This is a genomic window from Sorangium sp. So ce117 (genome assembly GCF_051524395.1).
In the GTDB taxonomy this organism is placed as follows: Bacteria; Myxococcota_A; Polyangia; order Polyangiales; family Polyangiaceae; genus Sorangium; species Sorangium cellulosum_B.
Genome location: NZ_CP150309.1, coordinates 11,403,007 through 11,419,519, shown reverse-complemented (window position 1 = coordinate 11,419,519; position 16,513 = coordinate 11,403,007). Strand labels below are relative to the sequence as shown.

The 16,513-nt window shown below is 72.6% G+C and carries 12 protein-coding genes; 6 read left to right on the top strand and 6 right to left on the bottom strand.

What is annotated here, in order from left to right; translation table 11 throughout:
• Positions 1-72: 72 nt before the first annotated feature.
• A complete protein-coding gene (locus tag WMF46_RS42890) occupies positions 73-792 on the top strand; it encodes a hypothetical protein (RefSeq protein WP_437546588.1) in 720 nt (239 codons plus the stop codon).
• A gap of 85 nt (positions 793-877) precedes the next feature.
• Here the strand turns inward: WMF46_RS42890 and WMF46_RS42885 are convergent, their stop codons facing one another.
• Positions 878-2,830, bottom strand: coding sequence for a hypothetical protein (locus WMF46_RS42885; protein WP_437982501.1), 1,953 nt, complete (start codon positions 2,828-2,830; stop codon positions 878-880).
• 1,360 nt (positions 2,831-4,190) lie between these two features.
• Here WMF46_RS42885 and WMF46_RS42880 point away from each other — a divergent pair.
• Entirely contained in the window at positions 4,191-4,442 is a 252-nt protein-coding gene (locus tag WMF46_RS42880) for a hypothetical protein (protein ID WP_437982500.1), read from the top strand.
• A 249-nt stretch (positions 4,443-4,691) separates the two neighbouring features.
• Positions 4,692-5,051 carry a hypothetical protein gene (locus WMF46_RS42875; protein ID WP_437295800.1) on the top strand — a complete coding sequence of 120 codons (360 nt, stop codon included), beginning with the start codon at positions 4,692-4,694 and terminating at the stop codon, positions 5,049-5,051.
• An 868-nt stretch (positions 5,052-5,919) separates the two neighbouring features.
• On the opposite strand, the gene WMF46_RS42870 is transcribed toward WMF46_RS42875, so the two are convergent.
• On the bottom strand, positions 5,920-9,228 hold the full coding sequence (locus tag WMF46_RS42870) for a DNA translocase FtsK 4TM domain-containing protein (RefSeq protein ID WP_437982499.1): 3,309 nt from the start codon (positions 9,226-9,228) through the stop codon (positions 5,920-5,922).
• Positions 9,229-9,588: 360 nt separating this feature from the next.
• Here WMF46_RS42870 and WMF46_RS42865 point away from each other — a divergent pair, with 360 nt between their 5' ends.
• From WMF46_RS42865 to WMF46_RS42855, 3 genes are all read left to right on the top strand, one after another.
• Positions 9,589-11,202 carry a hypothetical protein gene (locus WMF46_RS42865; RefSeq protein ID WP_437982498.1) on the top strand — a complete coding sequence of 538 codons (1,614 nt, stop codon included), beginning with the start codon at positions 9,589-9,591 and terminating at the stop codon, positions 11,200-11,202.
• A gap of 193 nt (positions 11,203-11,395) precedes the next feature.
• Positions 11,396-12,469, top strand: a complete 1,074-nt coding sequence (locus tag WMF46_RS42860) for an FHA domain-containing protein (protein WP_437982497.1) — start codon at positions 11,396-11,398, stop codon at positions 12,467-12,469.
• Positions 12,470-12,541: 72 nt separating this feature from the next.
• Positions 12,542-13,888, top strand: coding sequence for a L,D-transpeptidase (locus tag WMF46_RS42855; protein WP_437982496.1), 1,347 nt, complete (start codon positions 12,542-12,544; stop codon positions 13,886-13,888).
• Between the two features lie 91 nt (positions 13,889-13,979).
• Here WMF46_RS42855 and WMF46_RS42850 read toward each other — a convergent pair whose 3' ends face one another.
• From WMF46_RS42850 to WMF46_RS42835, 4 genes are all read right to left on the bottom strand, one after another.
• Positions 13,980-14,318: an ATP synthase F0 subunit C gene (locus WMF46_RS42850; RefSeq protein ID WP_012240589.1), complete on the bottom strand. Its 339-nt coding sequence runs from the start codon at positions 14,316-14,318 to the stop codon at positions 13,980-13,982.
• A gap of 289 nt (positions 14,319-14,607) precedes the next feature.
• Positions 14,608-15,375: a F0F1 ATP synthase subunit A gene (gene atpB / locus WMF46_RS42845; RefSeq protein WP_012240588.1), complete on the bottom strand. Its 768-nt coding sequence runs from the start codon at positions 15,373-15,375 to the stop codon at positions 14,608-14,610.
• 200 nt (positions 15,376-15,575) lie between these two features.
• A complete protein-coding gene (locus WMF46_RS42840) occupies positions 15,576-16,040 on the bottom strand; it encodes an ATP synthase subunit I (protein WP_437982495.1) in 465 nt (154 codons plus the stop codon).
• Entirely contained in the window at positions 16,030-16,398 is a 369-nt protein-coding gene (locus tag WMF46_RS42835; protein ID WP_437982494.1) for an AtpZ/AtpI family protein, read from the bottom strand. The genes WMF46_RS42840 and WMF46_RS42835 overlap by 11 nt, the downstream gene beginning before the upstream one ends.
• Positions 16,399-16,513 lie beyond the last annotated feature (115 nt).

The window sequence follows — 16,513 nt, the reverse complement described above, 5'->3', positions numbered from 1 at the left end:
AGGCGCGCCGAAGGCGCGGGATCGGCTTCGAGTGTGCGTGCATCCAGCGCGGGCGCTCGGTACCCTGGCCGCGTGGTCAACGCAGGATGGCTCCGGCGCGGTCTGGTTCTCGCGGCGCTACTCGGCCCGGCCGGCTGCTCGACCCAGCTCGTGAGCCTGAACGAGGGGCCCCGCGAGTACGTCGCGACGGACTACGAGAACGTGCTGCGCAGCTGGACGCGCACGGAGCACCTGTTCGCGCTCTCCGAGCTCGACAACTTCCTCACCGCCACCGCGACCTTCGAGTCGTGGGACTTCCGCTGGGCCTACGTGGTCCGCTACGCGCAGGACTACCGGCTCACGATCGAGCAGCGGCAGAAGCTGCTCGAGAAGACGCTCGAGGAGACGCGCCAGCGCCATCAGTTCTTCGTCGCGATCTTCGGGGGCGAGCGCAAGTACAACGACCTCTCGACGCCGAACAGCGCGTGGATCGTGCGGCTGATCGACGACACAGGGAACGAGACGGCGCCCGAGGAGATCGTCGCGATCGCCAAGCCGAACGCGCTCGAGCGGACCTACTTCCCGTACAACACGGTGTGGCGCCAGGCGTTCCGCATCCGCTTCCCGCGCGCGACCGCGGACGGGAAGCCGACGATCTCGCCGAGCGCGAGGTGGTTCGGGCTCCGCTTCGCCGGGGCGCAGGGCAACAGCGAGCTCGTCTGGCAGGTCAACGAGGAAGCGGAGCCCGTCGATCCCGCCGAGCTGGAGCAGGGGGCCGCGCGGCCGCTGCGGCCGAAGAGCGGCCAGCTCTAGCTCCGCGCGCCGGGCATATCCCGCCAGGGCTCGCTGACGCGCGGAGCCAGCCGAGCCCCGCGCGGCTCTGGCCCCGCGCGCCGCCTCAGCCGCGCTGAGCGTTCGTCGAGACCGACTGCGCCAGGATGGAGAGCAGCTCGGGCGTGCTCTCGAACAGCTCGCGCAGCGTGGGGTGGTCGGCGAGGAGCACGAGCGCGCCACCCCCGGCGGCGCGAGCGATCGACGGCGCCGGCTGGCCTCCGAGCAGCTCCGAGGCGAACAGGAGCTCGCCGGGCCTCGCGGTGCCTGCGATCGTCTGCGATCGCTCCGCGACCAGCTCCAGCGCGCCGGCGCCGATGATCACGAGCCCGGGGATGGGGTTGCCTGCGTGGATGAAATGCTCGCCGGGCGCCAGGCCGCGCAGCCGGAGCCGGCCGAGGACGCGGCGCAGCAGCGTATCTTCGAGCTCGCCCAGCGGCCCCATCGTGGCGCCTGCGAGCGACTGGATCCGGTCTGCGACGGTGCGCAGCTCGTCGAGCACCCAGGGGCAGCTGCGGAGCGCGTGATCGATGGTCGCCTGGCCCCAGATCGCCACCCGCGCGCCGTCCGCGCCGGCGACGACGCGCAGGGGGATGCCTTCCTCGAGCGTCCCTCGGGACGGCACGAGCGTCCTCGTCGCGGCGCGCTCGGCGGGGATATCGACGATGTTCGCGCACACGGCGGCGTCCCCGCGCAGGACCAGCGCGGCCCCGTCGACGGCGAGCTCCTCGTCGGACGAGAGGTCTTCCACGCGCGCTGCGAGCGCGAGCTCGTCGTGCATCTCCTCGGGCAGGTCCGCGAACGCCTCGATCTGCTCCAGATCGCGGCCGGTGAGGGCCGCCGCGTCGGCGGCTGGCGCGGCGCTGGCCGCGCCGGGCCGCGGAAGATCCGGCGCGATCTCCGGTGCGAGGTCGAGGGCCGCGAGCGCCTCCGTCTCCGGCGGCGCGCTGGGCGGCGCGTCGAGCGCCATCGCGGCGAGGTCGGCGCTCTCGCCTGCGGCCGGCCGCCGCCCCTCGACCGCGGGCGCATCCACGCGCGGCGCCGCGGCGAGATCGGGGAGGGCCTCGACCGAGGCCGGCGCGCGGGCGTCGGCGGCGGACGCAGGCCGCGGCGCGGCGGCGGCCGCCTGGGCCGGGGGCTCTTCGACGAGCGCGAGGTCCGCGTCGTCGAGCAGCTCTTCCACGGGCTCCGGCGCGGGCTCGCCCGAGGCTTCATCGAGCGCGCGCGGGCGCGGCGCCTCGACCTCGGCGCCGAGGGGCGCGGGCTCGCCGCGGGACGGGGTGGCCTTCGTCTGCCGGTCGTCGTCCTGCTCCGCTGCCTGTGGCGAAGGCGGAGGGGTGGCGAGCCGGCTCGACATCGGCGCTTCGAGGTCGCTGTCAGAGAGCTCGATGACGACCGTCCCCTCGATCGTCGACTCCGCGGGCGACGCGTCTGCGCTCGCAGGGGGCTCGATCTTTGCGCTGTCGCTCGCGGAATTGGCGGTGCCCTTCGCGGGGATGTTGTCGGCCGAGACCCCGAGGTGTCCTGGGGGTTCGTTTCCGGTGGGCGTCGCCGGGCGGGTGCGCGCTGCCGCAGGCGTCGGGGGCGCGGGAGGTCGCGCGGAGATCGGCTTCCGCTTGAGCGTCAGATCGAGCGGCGCGGCCGAGGTGATGACCTCGTCTTCCTCTTCGTCGCCCGGCTGTGGCGTCGAGGGATGCCTGCGGGCCACGAGGTACGTGTCGCCGTTCGACGTGATGATCTCCTGGGGAGGCCGCGGCGGCGCGGCTGGCTCCGCGTCCTCGGACCAGGGATCGAGGATCGGCTCGCGCGGCCTTCGTTTGGAGCTGATCGCTCCCTGTGCGGGCGCGGCCGTGCCTGTGCGGGCCGGGGTGGGCGTGGGGGCCTCAGCCTCGACGACGATCTCGCCGATGTCGTCGCTCGGCGCGTGCTCTTCGGCGGGGGCTGGAGGGCTCGGGGCCTGGTGCGACGCCGATGTCTGGAGCGAGGCCGCTGCGGTCAGCGGTGCGGCGGATACCGGCAACGATGGCGCGGCGGGCTGCGCGGGCGGCGGGACGGACGCCGGCGATGGCGCGGCGGACGCCGAGACGGACAGCGGTGGCGCAGCAGGCGATGGCGGCGGCGCGGCGAGCGGTGGCACCGGAGGTGATTGCGGTGGCGCGGCGGCCCCCGGGGGCGCATCGGGAGGCGCAGCAGGCGGTGCGACCGGCATCGACGAGGCCAGCGGCGGCGCGAGGGGCGGCGGCGGCGCGGCGGTGGTCGAGAGTGCCGGTGGACGCGTGGCTGGTGCCGGAGGTGCGGCCGGCGGCGGAAGCGCACCGGGCGTCGGAAGCGCGCCGGGCGGCGGAAGCGCGCCGGGCGTCGGAAGCGCGCCGGGCGGCGGAAGCGCGGAGGCCAGCGTGGGCGGCGGCGGCGTCGGGGGAGGCAGAGCCTGCGGGTGTGGCGGCGTGCTGATCGGCGGCTGCGGCGGCGCGAAAGATGGCGGCGACACCGGTGGGGGCAACACCTGCGGGTGGGCAAGCACGCCAGCTGACGGTGCAGCGGGGGTCGGCCCGGCGGGCGGAGGCGGAGGTTGCGGGCGCGGAGGTTGAAAAGACGGCGGATGCGGTGCTGGCGCCGGCTGCGGGCGTGGGGGCGCAAAAGGCGGCGGGTGCGACGCGGATGGAGAGCCGAACGTGGGCGGAGGCGGCGCGGGTGGAGGCCCGAACGACGGCGGAGGCGGCGCTGGCGGAGGTCCGAACGACGGCGGGTGCGACGCGGGTGGAGGCCCGAATGACGGCGGGGGCGGCGCTGGCGGAAGTCCGAGGGACGCCGGATGCGGCGCTGGCGGAAGTCCGAGAGACGCGGGAGGCGGCGCTGGCGGAGGTCTGAACGACGGCGGGCGCGACGCGGGCGCGGCGCCTCTTGTCGCCGGCGGCTGCGGCTCCGCGATGAGGCTCGGCAGCGGTGGAGGAGGTACAGGTACCGCCGGAAGCGCCGACGGAGGCCGCGGTGCCGCCGGCGGTGGCTCGCTCATGGAGCGTGTCCCGGCGGGGCGCGGGGGCTGCAGGGGGCTCATCGCGGGGTCGGACCGGCCGCGCTCCGGCGATGGAGGTAGGGCCGACTGCAGCTCCTGCGGCGTGGGCATGGAGGCAGGGCGAGGGGGGATCGATGACGGCCGCCGCGATCCTCCCCGCGGTACGGCCGGCGGTGGTATCGGGGCGGGCGGTCGCGCGCTCGGTGTCTTCGCCTGCGCTGTCACCAGAAGCGGGTCCGTGGTGAGCTGCTGCCGGAACGACGGAACCCCCGGCGCGGGAGGCAGCGGCGGAATGGCGTTCGCCATGGGGGCAGGCAGCGGAGGCGCCGGCGGTGGCTGACTCCGGTACATCGCGCCGGCCTGGACGTTGGGCGCAGCCGTCGGCGGTGCGGAGGGCGCGGCCGACGGCGCCAGCGGTTGCGCGTGCGGTGGGTCGAGCCGCTGCGGGTACGCGGCGGGGGGCGGCTGCGAGCGCGACACGCCAGGCGGAGCCGCCGGCGCGAAGGGCGGCGGCTGCGAGCGCGACACGCCAGGCGGAGCCGCCGGCGCGAAGGGCGGCGGCTGCGAGCGCGACACGCCAGGCGGAGCCGCCGGCGCGAAGGGCGGCGGCTGCGGCTGAACGGGCGGCGCAGCCTGCGGGAAGGCACCGTCGGGAGGCTGCTGCGTCGGCCGCTGCGCCATCGGCGGCGTGGGGGGCGACGTGCTGCCTTGCGCATGGCCGGGCGGCGCGGGGGGGAACGGCGCGATCGGTCGTGCTCCGGCGCCCTGCCCGCCCTCTGCGCCCGGGCTGAGCGGCGGCGACGGCCGGGACGATCCCGCCAGTCGCTCTGCTTCGGCCGCCAGCTCCGGCTGCGAGAGCGGTTCGAACATGTCGATCTCGATCGAGGGCATCGAGGCGCGCAGCTCCTGGGTGAGCGACATGCGGCGGCGCCAGGTCTGCTCGTCCGACGGCGGCGCCTCGTCAGAGGACGGGGGCGGCGCGTCGCCTTCGCTGTCGATGGTCTCCAGGAGATCGGGATCGCTCGGCTGCCCGACCTCCGAGGCCATGACCTCCTCGAGCGCCGTCACGCACAGCCCGAGCTCCGAGGCGCGGAACGGCTGCCCGGCCGCCCCGGCGGCGTCGGCCGCGCGTCGCAGCCACACGATAGCGTCGCGCCGCTCGCCGCGCGCCCACAGCGCGCTTGCCGTGGAGATCCCCCACACGACATCTTCATCGTCATTCGGGTGAGGTTCGGGGAGGGCGACCACGCGGTTCGCCATGAGCAACACCACCTATCACAGGCCCCACTGCGGCCGTTTACCCCATGGTACCGAGCGAGCCGACGTCCCGGATCGGGCGTCGCGCGAGCCCCGCGGCGCGGAAAGCCGCGCCACCCAGGAGCTTAGCCGCGCTCGCCACGGCACGTACAAATTACGGTACGGATGTCGCTTTTAGCGCTCGCCTCGCCATCGTTGCCCGCCAGCTCCCCGTCAGATGCCCGTTAAAACCCGGTGCTGGCACACATTCGCGACGCGAACGCGGATCCGGGGCGACGCTCCGAGGTGAATTCGAGGTGGCCTGACGTATCCGACGTATAAGGAGCGAACGCCGCGTGCGCCCGCAAAGCGCCCGGCCAGGGGGCCCGGCGGATTCTGGTTGAGCACGGGGCACGCGCGGGTGCGTCCGCGGCCTGTGCAATGACGCCGGGTCAGGTGGAGCGCCGTCCACCGATGCGCCGCGGCCGGCAGCTCAGGACCGCCGCGCGGCGGCACATCTCCTCGACACCATCCCGCGATGCGGCCTCTCCGGGCATGCGTCTCGCGAGCCAGCCGATGAGCGTCAGCCCCGCTGCGCGGGCGTCTGCGGGCATCGTCCCGTCGTTCAGGAGGCTCGCGATCTGGGCGATCAGACGCGTGCGCGTTTCCTCGGGCGCCATCCTGGGTGCTCCATGAAGCATTCGAACGGGAAAGTCAAAAGAACCGCCATGCCGGCGCGCAGCCCCGTCGGCGGGCACCTCGACGCTGTGTGCTCCTCGACATCCCGTCTGTCCCGCTTGCCTGGGTCGGCGGCGTGCCAATACCCTCTGTGCAGTGGCGTCAAGATAAATCACACAGGGTCAAATCGGCGCGATCAGCACCTCGCGATCCTTGGCGCCGTTCGCGGGCCCGACGAGCCCGCGCTTCTCCATCGCCTCGACCAGCTTGGCCGCGCGGTTGTAGCCGACGCCGAGCTTGCGCTGCAGCCACGAGGTCGAGCAGCGCCGGGTGTCGGCCACGATGCGAACCGCGGCATCGTACATCGGATCGGCCTCCGCGTCGGACGTGTCGGGCTCCTCGCCCTCGTCGTCTCGGGGCCGGAGGATCGCCTCGTCGTAGACGGGCTCGCCCTGGAGCCGGAGGAAGTCGGTGATCTTCTGGACCTCCTCCTCCGAGCAGAACGGGCACTGGACGCGGCGCGTATCGTTCGAGCCGTTCATCTTGATCAGCATGTCGCCGCGGCCGAGCAGGTGCTCCGCGCCCTGCTCGTCGAGGATCGTCCGGCTATCCACCTTCTGCGCGACACGGAAGGCGATGCGCGTCGGGAAGTTCGCCTTGATCATGCCGGTGATCACGTCGACGCTCGGCCGCTGCGTCGCGAGGATCACGTGCATGCCGGCGGCGCGCGCCTTCTGCGCGAGGCGGGCCACGCTCGCCTCCACGTCCTTGCCTTGCTGCATCATGAGGTCGGCGAACTCGTCGACCACGATCACGATGAACGGGATCTTCTCCGGCAGCGCCGCGTCCGATCCGTCCTTCGCCGCGTCGATCTCCACCTCGAGCCCGTCGGCGCCGACGGCGCTCACCTTGGCCGGGGGCTTCGGCGGGCGCGCCTCGCCGCGCTGCACGCGCTCGACCCAGGCGTTGTAGGTCGTGATGTTCTTCGTCCCCGCGTTCGCGAAGAGCTGGTACCGGCGCTCCATCTCGTCGACGGCCCACTTGAGCGCGTTCGCCGCCTGCTTCATGTCCGTCACGACCGGCAGGAGCAGGTGCGGGATGCGGTCGAAGGGCGCGAGCTCGACGACCTTGGGATCGATCATCAGCAGCCTGAGCTCCTCCGGCGTCTTGCGGAAGAGCAGGCTCACCAGCATCACGTTGAGGCCCACGCTCTTGCCCGCGCCGGTCGCGCCCGCCACGATGACGTGCGGCATCGACGCGAGGTCGGCGAAGTACGGCGTCCCGATGATGTCGCGGCCGAGCACGCACGGCAGCGGCGCCTTCATCTCGAGGAAGCGGCGATCCTCGACGAGCTCGCGCAGGTTGACGGGCAGGCGGTGCTCGTTCGGGATCTCGAAGCCGATCCGGTTCTTGCCGGGGATGGGGGCGACGATGCGGACCTTGCGCGAGAGGCCGAGCGCGAGGTCGTCCGCGAGGCCTGCGACCTTCGACACCTTGGTGCCGGCGGCGGGAGAGACTTCGAACGTCGTGACGGTCGGCCCCGGGTGGATCTCCTCGACCTTCCCGCTGACGCCGTAGTCGGCGAGCGTCTTCTCGAGGAGCTGCGCGGTCGCCTTCAGCTGATCCGCGTCGAGCTGCAGGCGCCCGCCCGCGGCCGCCTCGAGCATGTCCGTCAGCGGCAGGCGGAAGCCCGCTCCGGCCGCCGGGACGACCTTCACGACGGCCGGCTTCTCGCTGACGAGCTCGCGGCTCGTATCGACGATCGTCGGGTCGCGCGGCGCGGCCCCGCGAGCCCGCTCCGGGCCGATGGCGGGCGAGGGCTCGCGGTGAGCCGCGGCGTCCGGCGCGCGCACCGGCAGCTCGCGATGAGCCGCCGCGGCGTGCGGCTCGCGCACCGGCAGCTCGCGCACCGGCAGCTCGCGCCGCTGGCGCACGGGCAGGATGGGCGACGGTGTCGGCACGTCGACCTCGTCCGGTTCTCCGAGAGCGGTCACCATCTCGTCGTCGCCCGGGTCGGGCGCCGCGAGCGCCTCCGGCTCGTCCTCGTCGAGGTCGCCCTGCACCTCGTCGAGGTCGCCCTGCACCTCGTCGAGGTCGCCCTGCACCTCATCGAGGTCGCCCTGCTCCTCGTCGATGTGCGCCTCGCCTACGAACGACGGCTCTTCGCTGTCCTCCTGGGCGGCGGCGCCGCGCGGCGCCGCGGGAGACGCGGCGCGACGCTGTGCTGCTCGGCGCTGCGTTCCCTCGCGCGGCTCGGCAGCGCGCTGCGCCCGGCCGCGCGGCTCGGCGCCGTGCGACACCGCCACGCGCGGCTCGTCGTCCCGCTCCGCTGCCTCGCTGGGCTCGGCGCCGCGGGTCACCACCTCGTGCGTCTCACCGCCGTGGATCACCAGCTCGTGCGGCTCGGCGCCGTGGGTCACCACCTCGTGCGCCTCCCCGCCGTGGATCTCCACCTCGCGCGGCTCGGCGTCGTGCGGCTCTGCCCCGCGCGGCGCTGCGCCCTGCTGCGCCGCTTCGCGCGGCTCCTTCGCCTGCGCCTTCCGCCCGCGCCGCGGCTTCGCCGGGGCGGCCGGCTCCTCGGGCGGTGCCTCGAACGGCGCGCTCTTCCAGAGATCGAGCGCCGGCGCCGCGACGGGCGCCGGCTCGACGGGCGTTGCCCTGGCGGCGGGATCGGAGGGCCGCTCGTCGGTGTCGTCGGCCAGCGCGGCGATGATCGCGTCCGGGCTCGAGTTGCGCGCGATGATCGGCGGCGCGTTCTGCGTCTTGGCCTCGGTCTGCCGCTCCAGGTCGCGCGCCGCGGCCCACGCCCCGAAGAGCGCGCGCGCCCAGCCGGCGACGCGCACGGCGATGGCGATCGCGAGCTGCTCGGCCCGGTGCGCGAGCTCGATGAACGAGAACGTCGCGCGGCCCATCAGGATGAGCGCGACGACGGTGAGCCCGATGATGTAGGACCCGATGTTCGAGAAGAGCGCGCGCAGCACCTCCCCGAACAGCTCGCCCACGGCCCCGCCGAGCGGCATCGCGCCGAAAGCGACAGCGCGCGGGAACGCGACATGCGCGAGCGCCGCGAGCACGATGACCACCACGATGTCGCCGCTCAGCCGGAACAAGCTGGCGATCGAGCGCTTCGCCCCCAGGAGCGGCATCGCCAGCAGCGCGAGCTCGAGCGGGACGAACCACGCGATGACGCCGATCGCCTCGATCGACGTCCCCGCGAGCGCAGCGCCTACGGGCCCCACCCAGTCGTCGCCGGAGACCTCCGGCCGCATCGGATCCCCGCGAAAGGACGCGAGCGCCAGCGCGCTGTACAGGGCGGAGACCAGCAGAACCAGCGCCGCCGCATCCCGGGTGTAGCTATGGCCCGGCGGCGCAGCAGGACCCGCGATCCCTGCTGGGCTGGTCCGCGCGGCGCCGCGCGCCCCGGACCGCAAGGGCTCGCCAAGGCCGGCGGCGGGCTGGGCGCGGCGAGGAGCGAACAAGGGGACGTGCATACCTACCTGTACCTACTTTGCTCACATATGCGCACTACGCTCCGGGGGCAAGAAGTATGGGAGGGCTGCAAGAAGTGGAAGAGACCGGAAGAGGCGGGACGGACAAGGAAGGGGCGAGACGGCGTGAGCGCTGCCATGTGCGCGCGCCTGAGCTCGCCGGGGAGGGCGAAAGCAGCCGCTTCCGGGCAGCGTGGGCGAGGGGGAGGGAGCCGGGAGGGCGGGGGATCGCCGGCCACCGGCGCGCTGGAGTTCTGGCCAGATTTCGCGCAGACTTTGAAAAGGCTCCTCTCTATTCCGGCCTTGAAATTCTTTCAAACAGAGCGCTGCGGGCGGTACCATCCCGACCCTCCTGGGACGTGCATGGAAACTGTCGAACGAGCAGGGCGGCGCGTCGGCGCTGCGGGCCTTCTTTTGCTGTGCCTCGCGACCGCGGGCGCAGGGCTCGCGACGAGCGGGTGCCGCGTCAACGAGAACGACATCCACCGGTGGGAGACCACGGCGCACGGCCCGGACAAGCTCAGGGCGGTGCTGTTTCACGATAAGTACGACAGCTCGCTCCGCGTCGAGGCGGCCACCTCGCTCATCCGCATGAAGCCGCGGCAGGGCCGGCGCGTGGGCATCGGCATCATGGTCGAGACCCTCGCGACCATGGCGCCGGAGGCCCGGCAATCGATCGTGGCGGCGCTCGTGCCGTCGATCATCGCCGAGCTGAGGAAGCCGCCGCCCGTCGCGCAGCCAGGGCAGCCGCTCCCGCAGGACACGTCGTTCCCTTACAAGGACGCGGCGTACGCGATGCTCACGTCGGATCGGACCGTGATCATCGCGGACGAGGGGCTGAAGGAGGGGCTCAAGGCCGCCCTCATCGACTGGGCGATGGCGGACTTCGAGCACCGGCTCGAGGACCGCTCGCAGGCCTACGGGATGGAGCAGCTCCTGCGCTTCATCGGCCCCGCCGCGGTGGCCGGCCTGCCGAAGCTGATGACCCGCGAGGCGAAGCGGCTCGACCAGCTGGCGTCGCTCGTGGCCGAGTACGGCGACCCGCCGACGAAGGAGGCCGCCTCGGCGAACCTGGTCGCCATCGCCAGGTTCGTCACCTCCGGCGAGTGGACCGCCGTCAAGAAGCCCGAGCTCCAGGCGGCGAACGCCGCGTCGAAGCTCGCGCCGACCGAGAAGCAGTTCGAGGCGCAGCTCGCGCAGTACCAGGAGGAGGAGCTGTTCCGGGTCTTCGGGTCGATGAAGAAGCTCGGCGGCCGGCCGTCGGTGGACTTCCTCCTCGGGTTCGCGGCCAACAAGGAGCAGCCCGAGAAGCGACGCCAGGCCGCCCTCGCCGCGCTCGAAGGCCGGCTCGATCGCAACAACCCGAGCGACATCCAGCGCATCCTCGAGATCGCGACCGCGGACGCGCCCGACGCGGTGCTCGACCAGGCCTTCCGCCGCGTCGGCGAGATGCCGCGCGAGCTCGTCGTCGAGAAGCTCTACGGCCTCTTCAAGACCGACAAGTGGAAGATCCGCCGCGCCGCCGCCGCGACCATCCTGAAGATGTCGACGGTGAAGCACATCGACGAGTTCATGAGCAGGCTCCCCGACAGCAAGGAGAGCAAGGGGTTCGCCATGCCGGAGGCGCTCACGTACGGCGCGGCGCTCGGCGACCTGAAGGAGGGCTCGCCCGTCGAGGCGCTGAAGAAGCACTTCACCGCGGGCTCGGCGGCGGTGCGGACGAGCGCGATCGCCTACTACTTCACGTTCGGCACGGTGGCCGAACTCCCGGCGGTCAAGCCGCTCGAGGGCGACACAACGCGCGTGCCGGTCTGCGAGGCCGACCCGGACTGCAAGTGGGCGTGCGAGGTGCAGAAAGAGGGATCGACCGAGCGCGAGCTCAGGGACGTGAAGACCGTCGGCGAGTTCGTTCAGTACTGCGTCGAGCCGGCCATGCAGGACAGGAAGCCGGAGCTCGAGAAGGGCGAGAAGAAGTGACGCGCTTCTTCGTCCGCCGCGCGCGTCACGCGCGGCCCAGAGCCGTCAGCTGCTTGCAGGGAAGAGGCCGGGAGGAGGCTTCCCAGCGCAATTCATCCTCCATTATCGTTGGGTAGAGATGAGCGCGGATCCGAACAAGAAAAGCGCACGGACGTTCCAGTGTCGCGATGTCCTTTGGGAGACGTTCGAGCAGATGGCGCGCGAGCTCGAGTGCTCCATCGACTACCTCATCAACGAGTCGATGAAGCAGTACGCGCGGCAGCGAAGCTACAGCCCGCGCACGCCGTTCCCGCCGCCCGCCAGGGGTGACGGGGTGCCCCCCTCCGGGCACATGGCGGTCCCGCACGCTCATCAGGCCAGCGCGCCACCTCCCCTCGCGACGCCCCAGCCGCCCGGGCTGGCGACGTCCGGCTCGGCGCCGCCCCTGGGAGGCTTGCAGCAGCAGCCTGCAGCCGGGATGCCCTACGGCGCCTCGGCGCCTGCGTATGGCGCGCCGTCGCCGCAGTACGGCGTGGCGTCCGTCGGGCCAGGGCCGACGCCGATCCCGGCGATCACGCCGCCTCCTCCGCCTCCAGGGCAGGTCCGTCCGGGCGCGCCGCCGCCGCCGCCGCCGCCCCCCGGCAGCAGCAACGCGGGCGGCAAGCGGCCCAGCCTGCCCGTGCCGCCGCCCGTTCCGGGTCGCGTCGGCGGCCCGCCGCCTCCGCCGACCAGCGTGACGCGCCTCGGCGCGCCGCCGCCGCTCCCGTCGCAGGTCACGAACCCCGGCGGGCGCCAGAGCCTCCCGGGCGCCGCGGCGAGCCGCTCGGGTCCGCCGCCGCCGCCGCTGAGCAACGCCGCCGGTTACGCCTCGCCGATGGGGCCGCCGGTGGCGCCGCCCCTCGCGCCCCCGCTGTCGCCGCCGCCGTACGTCGCTGCGCCGCAGGCCTCCAGCAGCGTGCCGGGTCCGCCGCCGATGGCCATGGGGATGCCGAATCAGGTCCCCGTCGGCCCGACGCTCGCCGCGTTCTACGCGGGGCAGCGGTTCGTGGTGAACAAGGATCGGTTCATCATCGGGCGCGGCAAGCAGTCGAGCGATCTGACGATCAAGGACCCGAACGTGTCGCGCCAGCACGCCATGGTCGAGTTCCTGAACGGCCAGTACTACATGGTCGACATGGGCTCGACGAACGGCGTCGAGTACAACGGGCAGCGCATCGCCCGGAAGGCCATCGTCGAGGGCGATCTCTTCCGGATCTGCGATCACGAAGTGCGCTTCTCCTACCGCTGAACCCGCCGACCGCGGGCGCGCAGGCGGGAGTTTGGCTGGAGCGCAGGCGAACGCTTAGGATCCCGCTGCAGGATGACGAAGCGTGGAGGCGCCGAGGCCGGCTCGCAGGAACGGCGCCGCGGGGCGCTGCGACGAGCGCGTCGCGGCGGCGCCGCGGCGATAGCCCTTGGCGCGGCGATCTGGAGCGGAGCGGTCCTCGCTTCGCAGCTGCCGCCGTGGGTCTCCGCGGGCGACACCCCGCTGCCGGCGTGGGTCAGGAGCGCGCGCGTGCTCAAGCGCGACCAGCCGCTGTTCGACGCCCCCGGCGAGGGCGCGCGCCGGCGCGGCTCTGTCGATCGCAACGTGCAGCTGCCCCTCTTTGCGGCCAGGCGCGCCGGCGGATGCCTCGGGCGCTGGCTCGAGGTGGGCGCCGCGGCCTGGGTCTGCGACGACGCTGTCGAGCTGTCCGCCGCGGGTCCGATCAGCCCGCTGGTGCGGACGTGGCGCGAGATGCCCGATGGGCTCCCGTACCGCTACTACTTCGTCGGCCCCGACGGGACCTTCGGCTATCGGCGCGCCGAGGCGGCCGACATCGACGCGCCGGACGCGCAGCTCGAGCCCGGCTTCGCGGTGGCGATCGTCGAGGAGCGGATCGAGGGAGGCGCCCGGTACGGCCGCACGAACAGCGGCTTCTGGTTGCCGATGCGAGATCTCGGTCCAGTGCGCGCGTTCGCGTTCCACGGGGTGGACGTCGCGCCGGGCGCCGCGCAGATCGCGGCCGCGTGGGTCGTGTCGGAGCGGGCTCCGCTCTACACGCGGACGGGGGCGGGCTTCACGCGGACCGAGGAGAGCAAGGTGCGGTTCGAGGTGGTCCCTTACCTGGAGGAGGCGCAAGGCGCCTCGGGGAAGCTCGCGCGCATCGCGGAGGGCGACGTCGCGGCGTGGATCTCGACCCGCGATCTCCGGCGCCCGTCGGTGGCGCCGCCGCCCGAGGTCGACGTCGAGGCGGGTGAGCGCTGGATCGACGTCGATCGCTCGACGCAGACGCTTGTGGCCTACGAGGGGCCTCGCCCCGTGTTCGCGACGCTCGTCTCGACCGGCAAGGGCGCGCCCGGGTCGCAGCGCGCCACGCCCGCCGGCACCTTCCGGATCTGGGCCAAGCTGCTCACCTCGGACATGGACAACCTCGAGGACGAGGCCGCCGAGCGGTACTACCGGATGGAGGACGTCCCCTACGTCCAGTACTTCTCGAAGGGCATCGGGCTGCACGGCGCGTTCTGGCATCGCTCGTTCGGCCAGGTGCGGAGCCACGGCTGCGTGAACCTGGCTCCGCTCGATGCGCAGCGGCTGTTCTGGTGGACGTCGCCCCGGCTCCCCGCCGGCTGGACGGCCGTCCTCCCCACGGCGCACGAGCCGGGCACCGTCGTGCGCGTGAGGTAGCGGCAGGCGCGAGGCCCGTCGGGGTAGCAGTGAGGGGAGGGGGCGGGAAGGAGCAGCGGAGCCGGGCCCGGTAGGCGCGGCGAGCGCTGGCTCAGGGGGCGATCTTGCCCTGGAGGAAGAACGCGATGACCCAGGAGAGGAGCACGAGCGACTCGATGAGCGCCAGGCCGAGGATCATCGGGGTCTGGATCCGGGCAGCGGCGCCCGGGTTCCGGGAGATGCCCTCCAGGGCGGCGGCTGCCGCGCGCCCCTGGCCCATGGTGCCGCCGAGGGCAGCGATGCCGATCGCGAATCCGGCAGCGACGGCGAGCCACGAGTTCGCGTCGTACTTGTTCGACGCCGCGCCATCCTGCGCCAGCGCCATAGCGGGAACCAGTACCAGCGCAGTGCCGACAACGGCGGACAGCGACAGCTTGCTCTTCAGCGACATCCGAATCTGCTCCTTTCAAGCCACACAGCCCGCGGGGCTGCATGCGAAACATCTGCTTGGGTCGGGGGCCGCGGGGCGGTCCCCCATCGAGATCCGGGGATCGCTCCAGGGACCTCTGCTACTGCTCGGCAGGGGCCGCGCTTCCGCGATCCACCACCGTTGTGGGGCAACCCATCGACAGCGGGGCCCCTCTAATCCGATTTTCGAGGGCTGGCTAGCCTTCTCTTCACCTCCAGCGCCATTCTCCGCGGCGCCGGTGGGCGGCTGACCAGGCGGTCAGGCGAAGCGGTCAGTGGTGGTCTGCCTTCTCGGTCGCGAGCCCGATGTAGATGCAGCTCAGCAGGCAAAACACCAGCGTCTGCACGACGATGACGATGATCGCCAGGAACATCAGCGGCACCGGGACGAACAGCGCGACGAGCCCCAGGAAGATGCTCGCCACGAGGTGATCGACGCCGATGTTGAGCATGAGCCGGATCGAGAGCGTGACCGGGCGGACGCAGGTGGAGATGACCTCGATGGGGAAGATGAGCGGCGCGAGGTACCATTTCGGCCCGGCGAGGTGAGCGACGTAGCTCCAGCCGTTCTCCTTCAGCCCGTAGTAATTGAACAGGACGAACACCACGACCGCGCACCCGATCGTGATGTTCAGGTTCGAGGTCGGCGGGTTCACTCCCGGGATGAGCGCCGACGCGTTCGAGAAGAAGATGAACGCGGCCGAGCCCCCGATGAGCGGGAAGTACCGCTTCGCGTTCGCGGGCCCCATCACGTCCCGGGCCATCCCGTAGAAGTAGCCGAAGAACGCCTCGAAGAACGTGCGCAGCGTGAGCTTGTCCTCCGGGATCACGGACTCGTTCAGGCGCCGGTACTGGCCGCGGACCTCGCTGGCGAGGAGCACGAACAGCACCATGATCAGAAGGCTCATGAAGATCGGCTCGGTCCCGCGGTAGTCCACGGTGTGGTGACCGATGAACGTCTTGCCGATGTTGCGAGCGTTCTCCCGGAGTCCGGGGAGCTGCGCCAGGAGGTACGTGAGGAACCCTGTGTGCTCAGGCATGGCTTTCGTCGTCGATGCGCCGCGCCGGTAGCCGCGCGGCTGTGCCGGCACGGCCGCGAGCGCTGGCGCGCCTTGTGGGAGTTCGCCCTCGAGCGAGGGGCCTCGCCTCTACCACAACTCGTTTACGGTGGGCACCCTGGAGCGCGCCAAGTCTCCTCACGCCGCGCGGGTCGCTCCCGGAGGCCGGTTCCGGCAGGAGCTCAGCCGTGAGCGCCCGGCGGGCTTCCGTCCGCCGGGGGCTTCGGTCCGAACAGCGTCCCCAGGGTGATGCCGACGACGAGCGAGGCGTAGCCGACCATCAAGGCGATGCCCGAGACCAGGTCGCTCTTCAGGAGGAGCCACACGCCGCCCATCAGTCCGAGCAGCTTGATCATCGCGATCAGCGTCCACGACACCGTGTGGCCCCGGCGCGAGAGGAACGCGTCGACGATGCGCGCGAAGACGTACAGGTTCACCGTCGCGATGGCGCCGCCGATGCACACGCCGAGCGCCGCGCGCGCGCCGTACGCGAGCAGCGCGGCCACGGACAGGACCGCGGCCGTGCCGGCGACCCAGCGGAGCACAGACCGCATGGTGGCGTCCCCGACGCCGGGCCGCTCCTCCGCGTCGGGCTCCTCGTGCGGCGGATCGCTGCCGGGCGCCCCCGGCCTTCGTTCAGCGCTCATCGTTCCCCTTCGCGTCCTGCAGCCCGCCGGGATCGCGGACCTCGTCGCTCGAGCCTGTCCGGCGGTCGTCGTCCAGCGCGCGCTCGTCCTGCCGGGCCTTCCGGTCGTCGAACCTCGGCGCAGGGTTCCCCTGCTCGCGCTCCTCGCGCTCGGCCACGGCCTGCATTTCCTTCCACGCCCGGTAGACCGCCTTGCCGGCGGCGCCGAGCCCGAAGAAGAACCAGAGCACCGAGAGGTACGGATCGGTCCCGAGCTTCCCGTCGAGCCAGCGGCCGATGAACAGGCCGACCAGGATGCACAGCACCACCTCGAGACCGACAGTCCCGTAGCTTCCGACGGCCTTCCAGTCCTGCTTCATCAGGGGATCCGATCACCGGGCAGTACGTGGGTGCCTCCGGTCGCGATTACAAGCGGTCCCGGACGGGGTCAACCGCCGTCCGGCGTCGCCGCTCGATCGGCACGGCATCCACCCC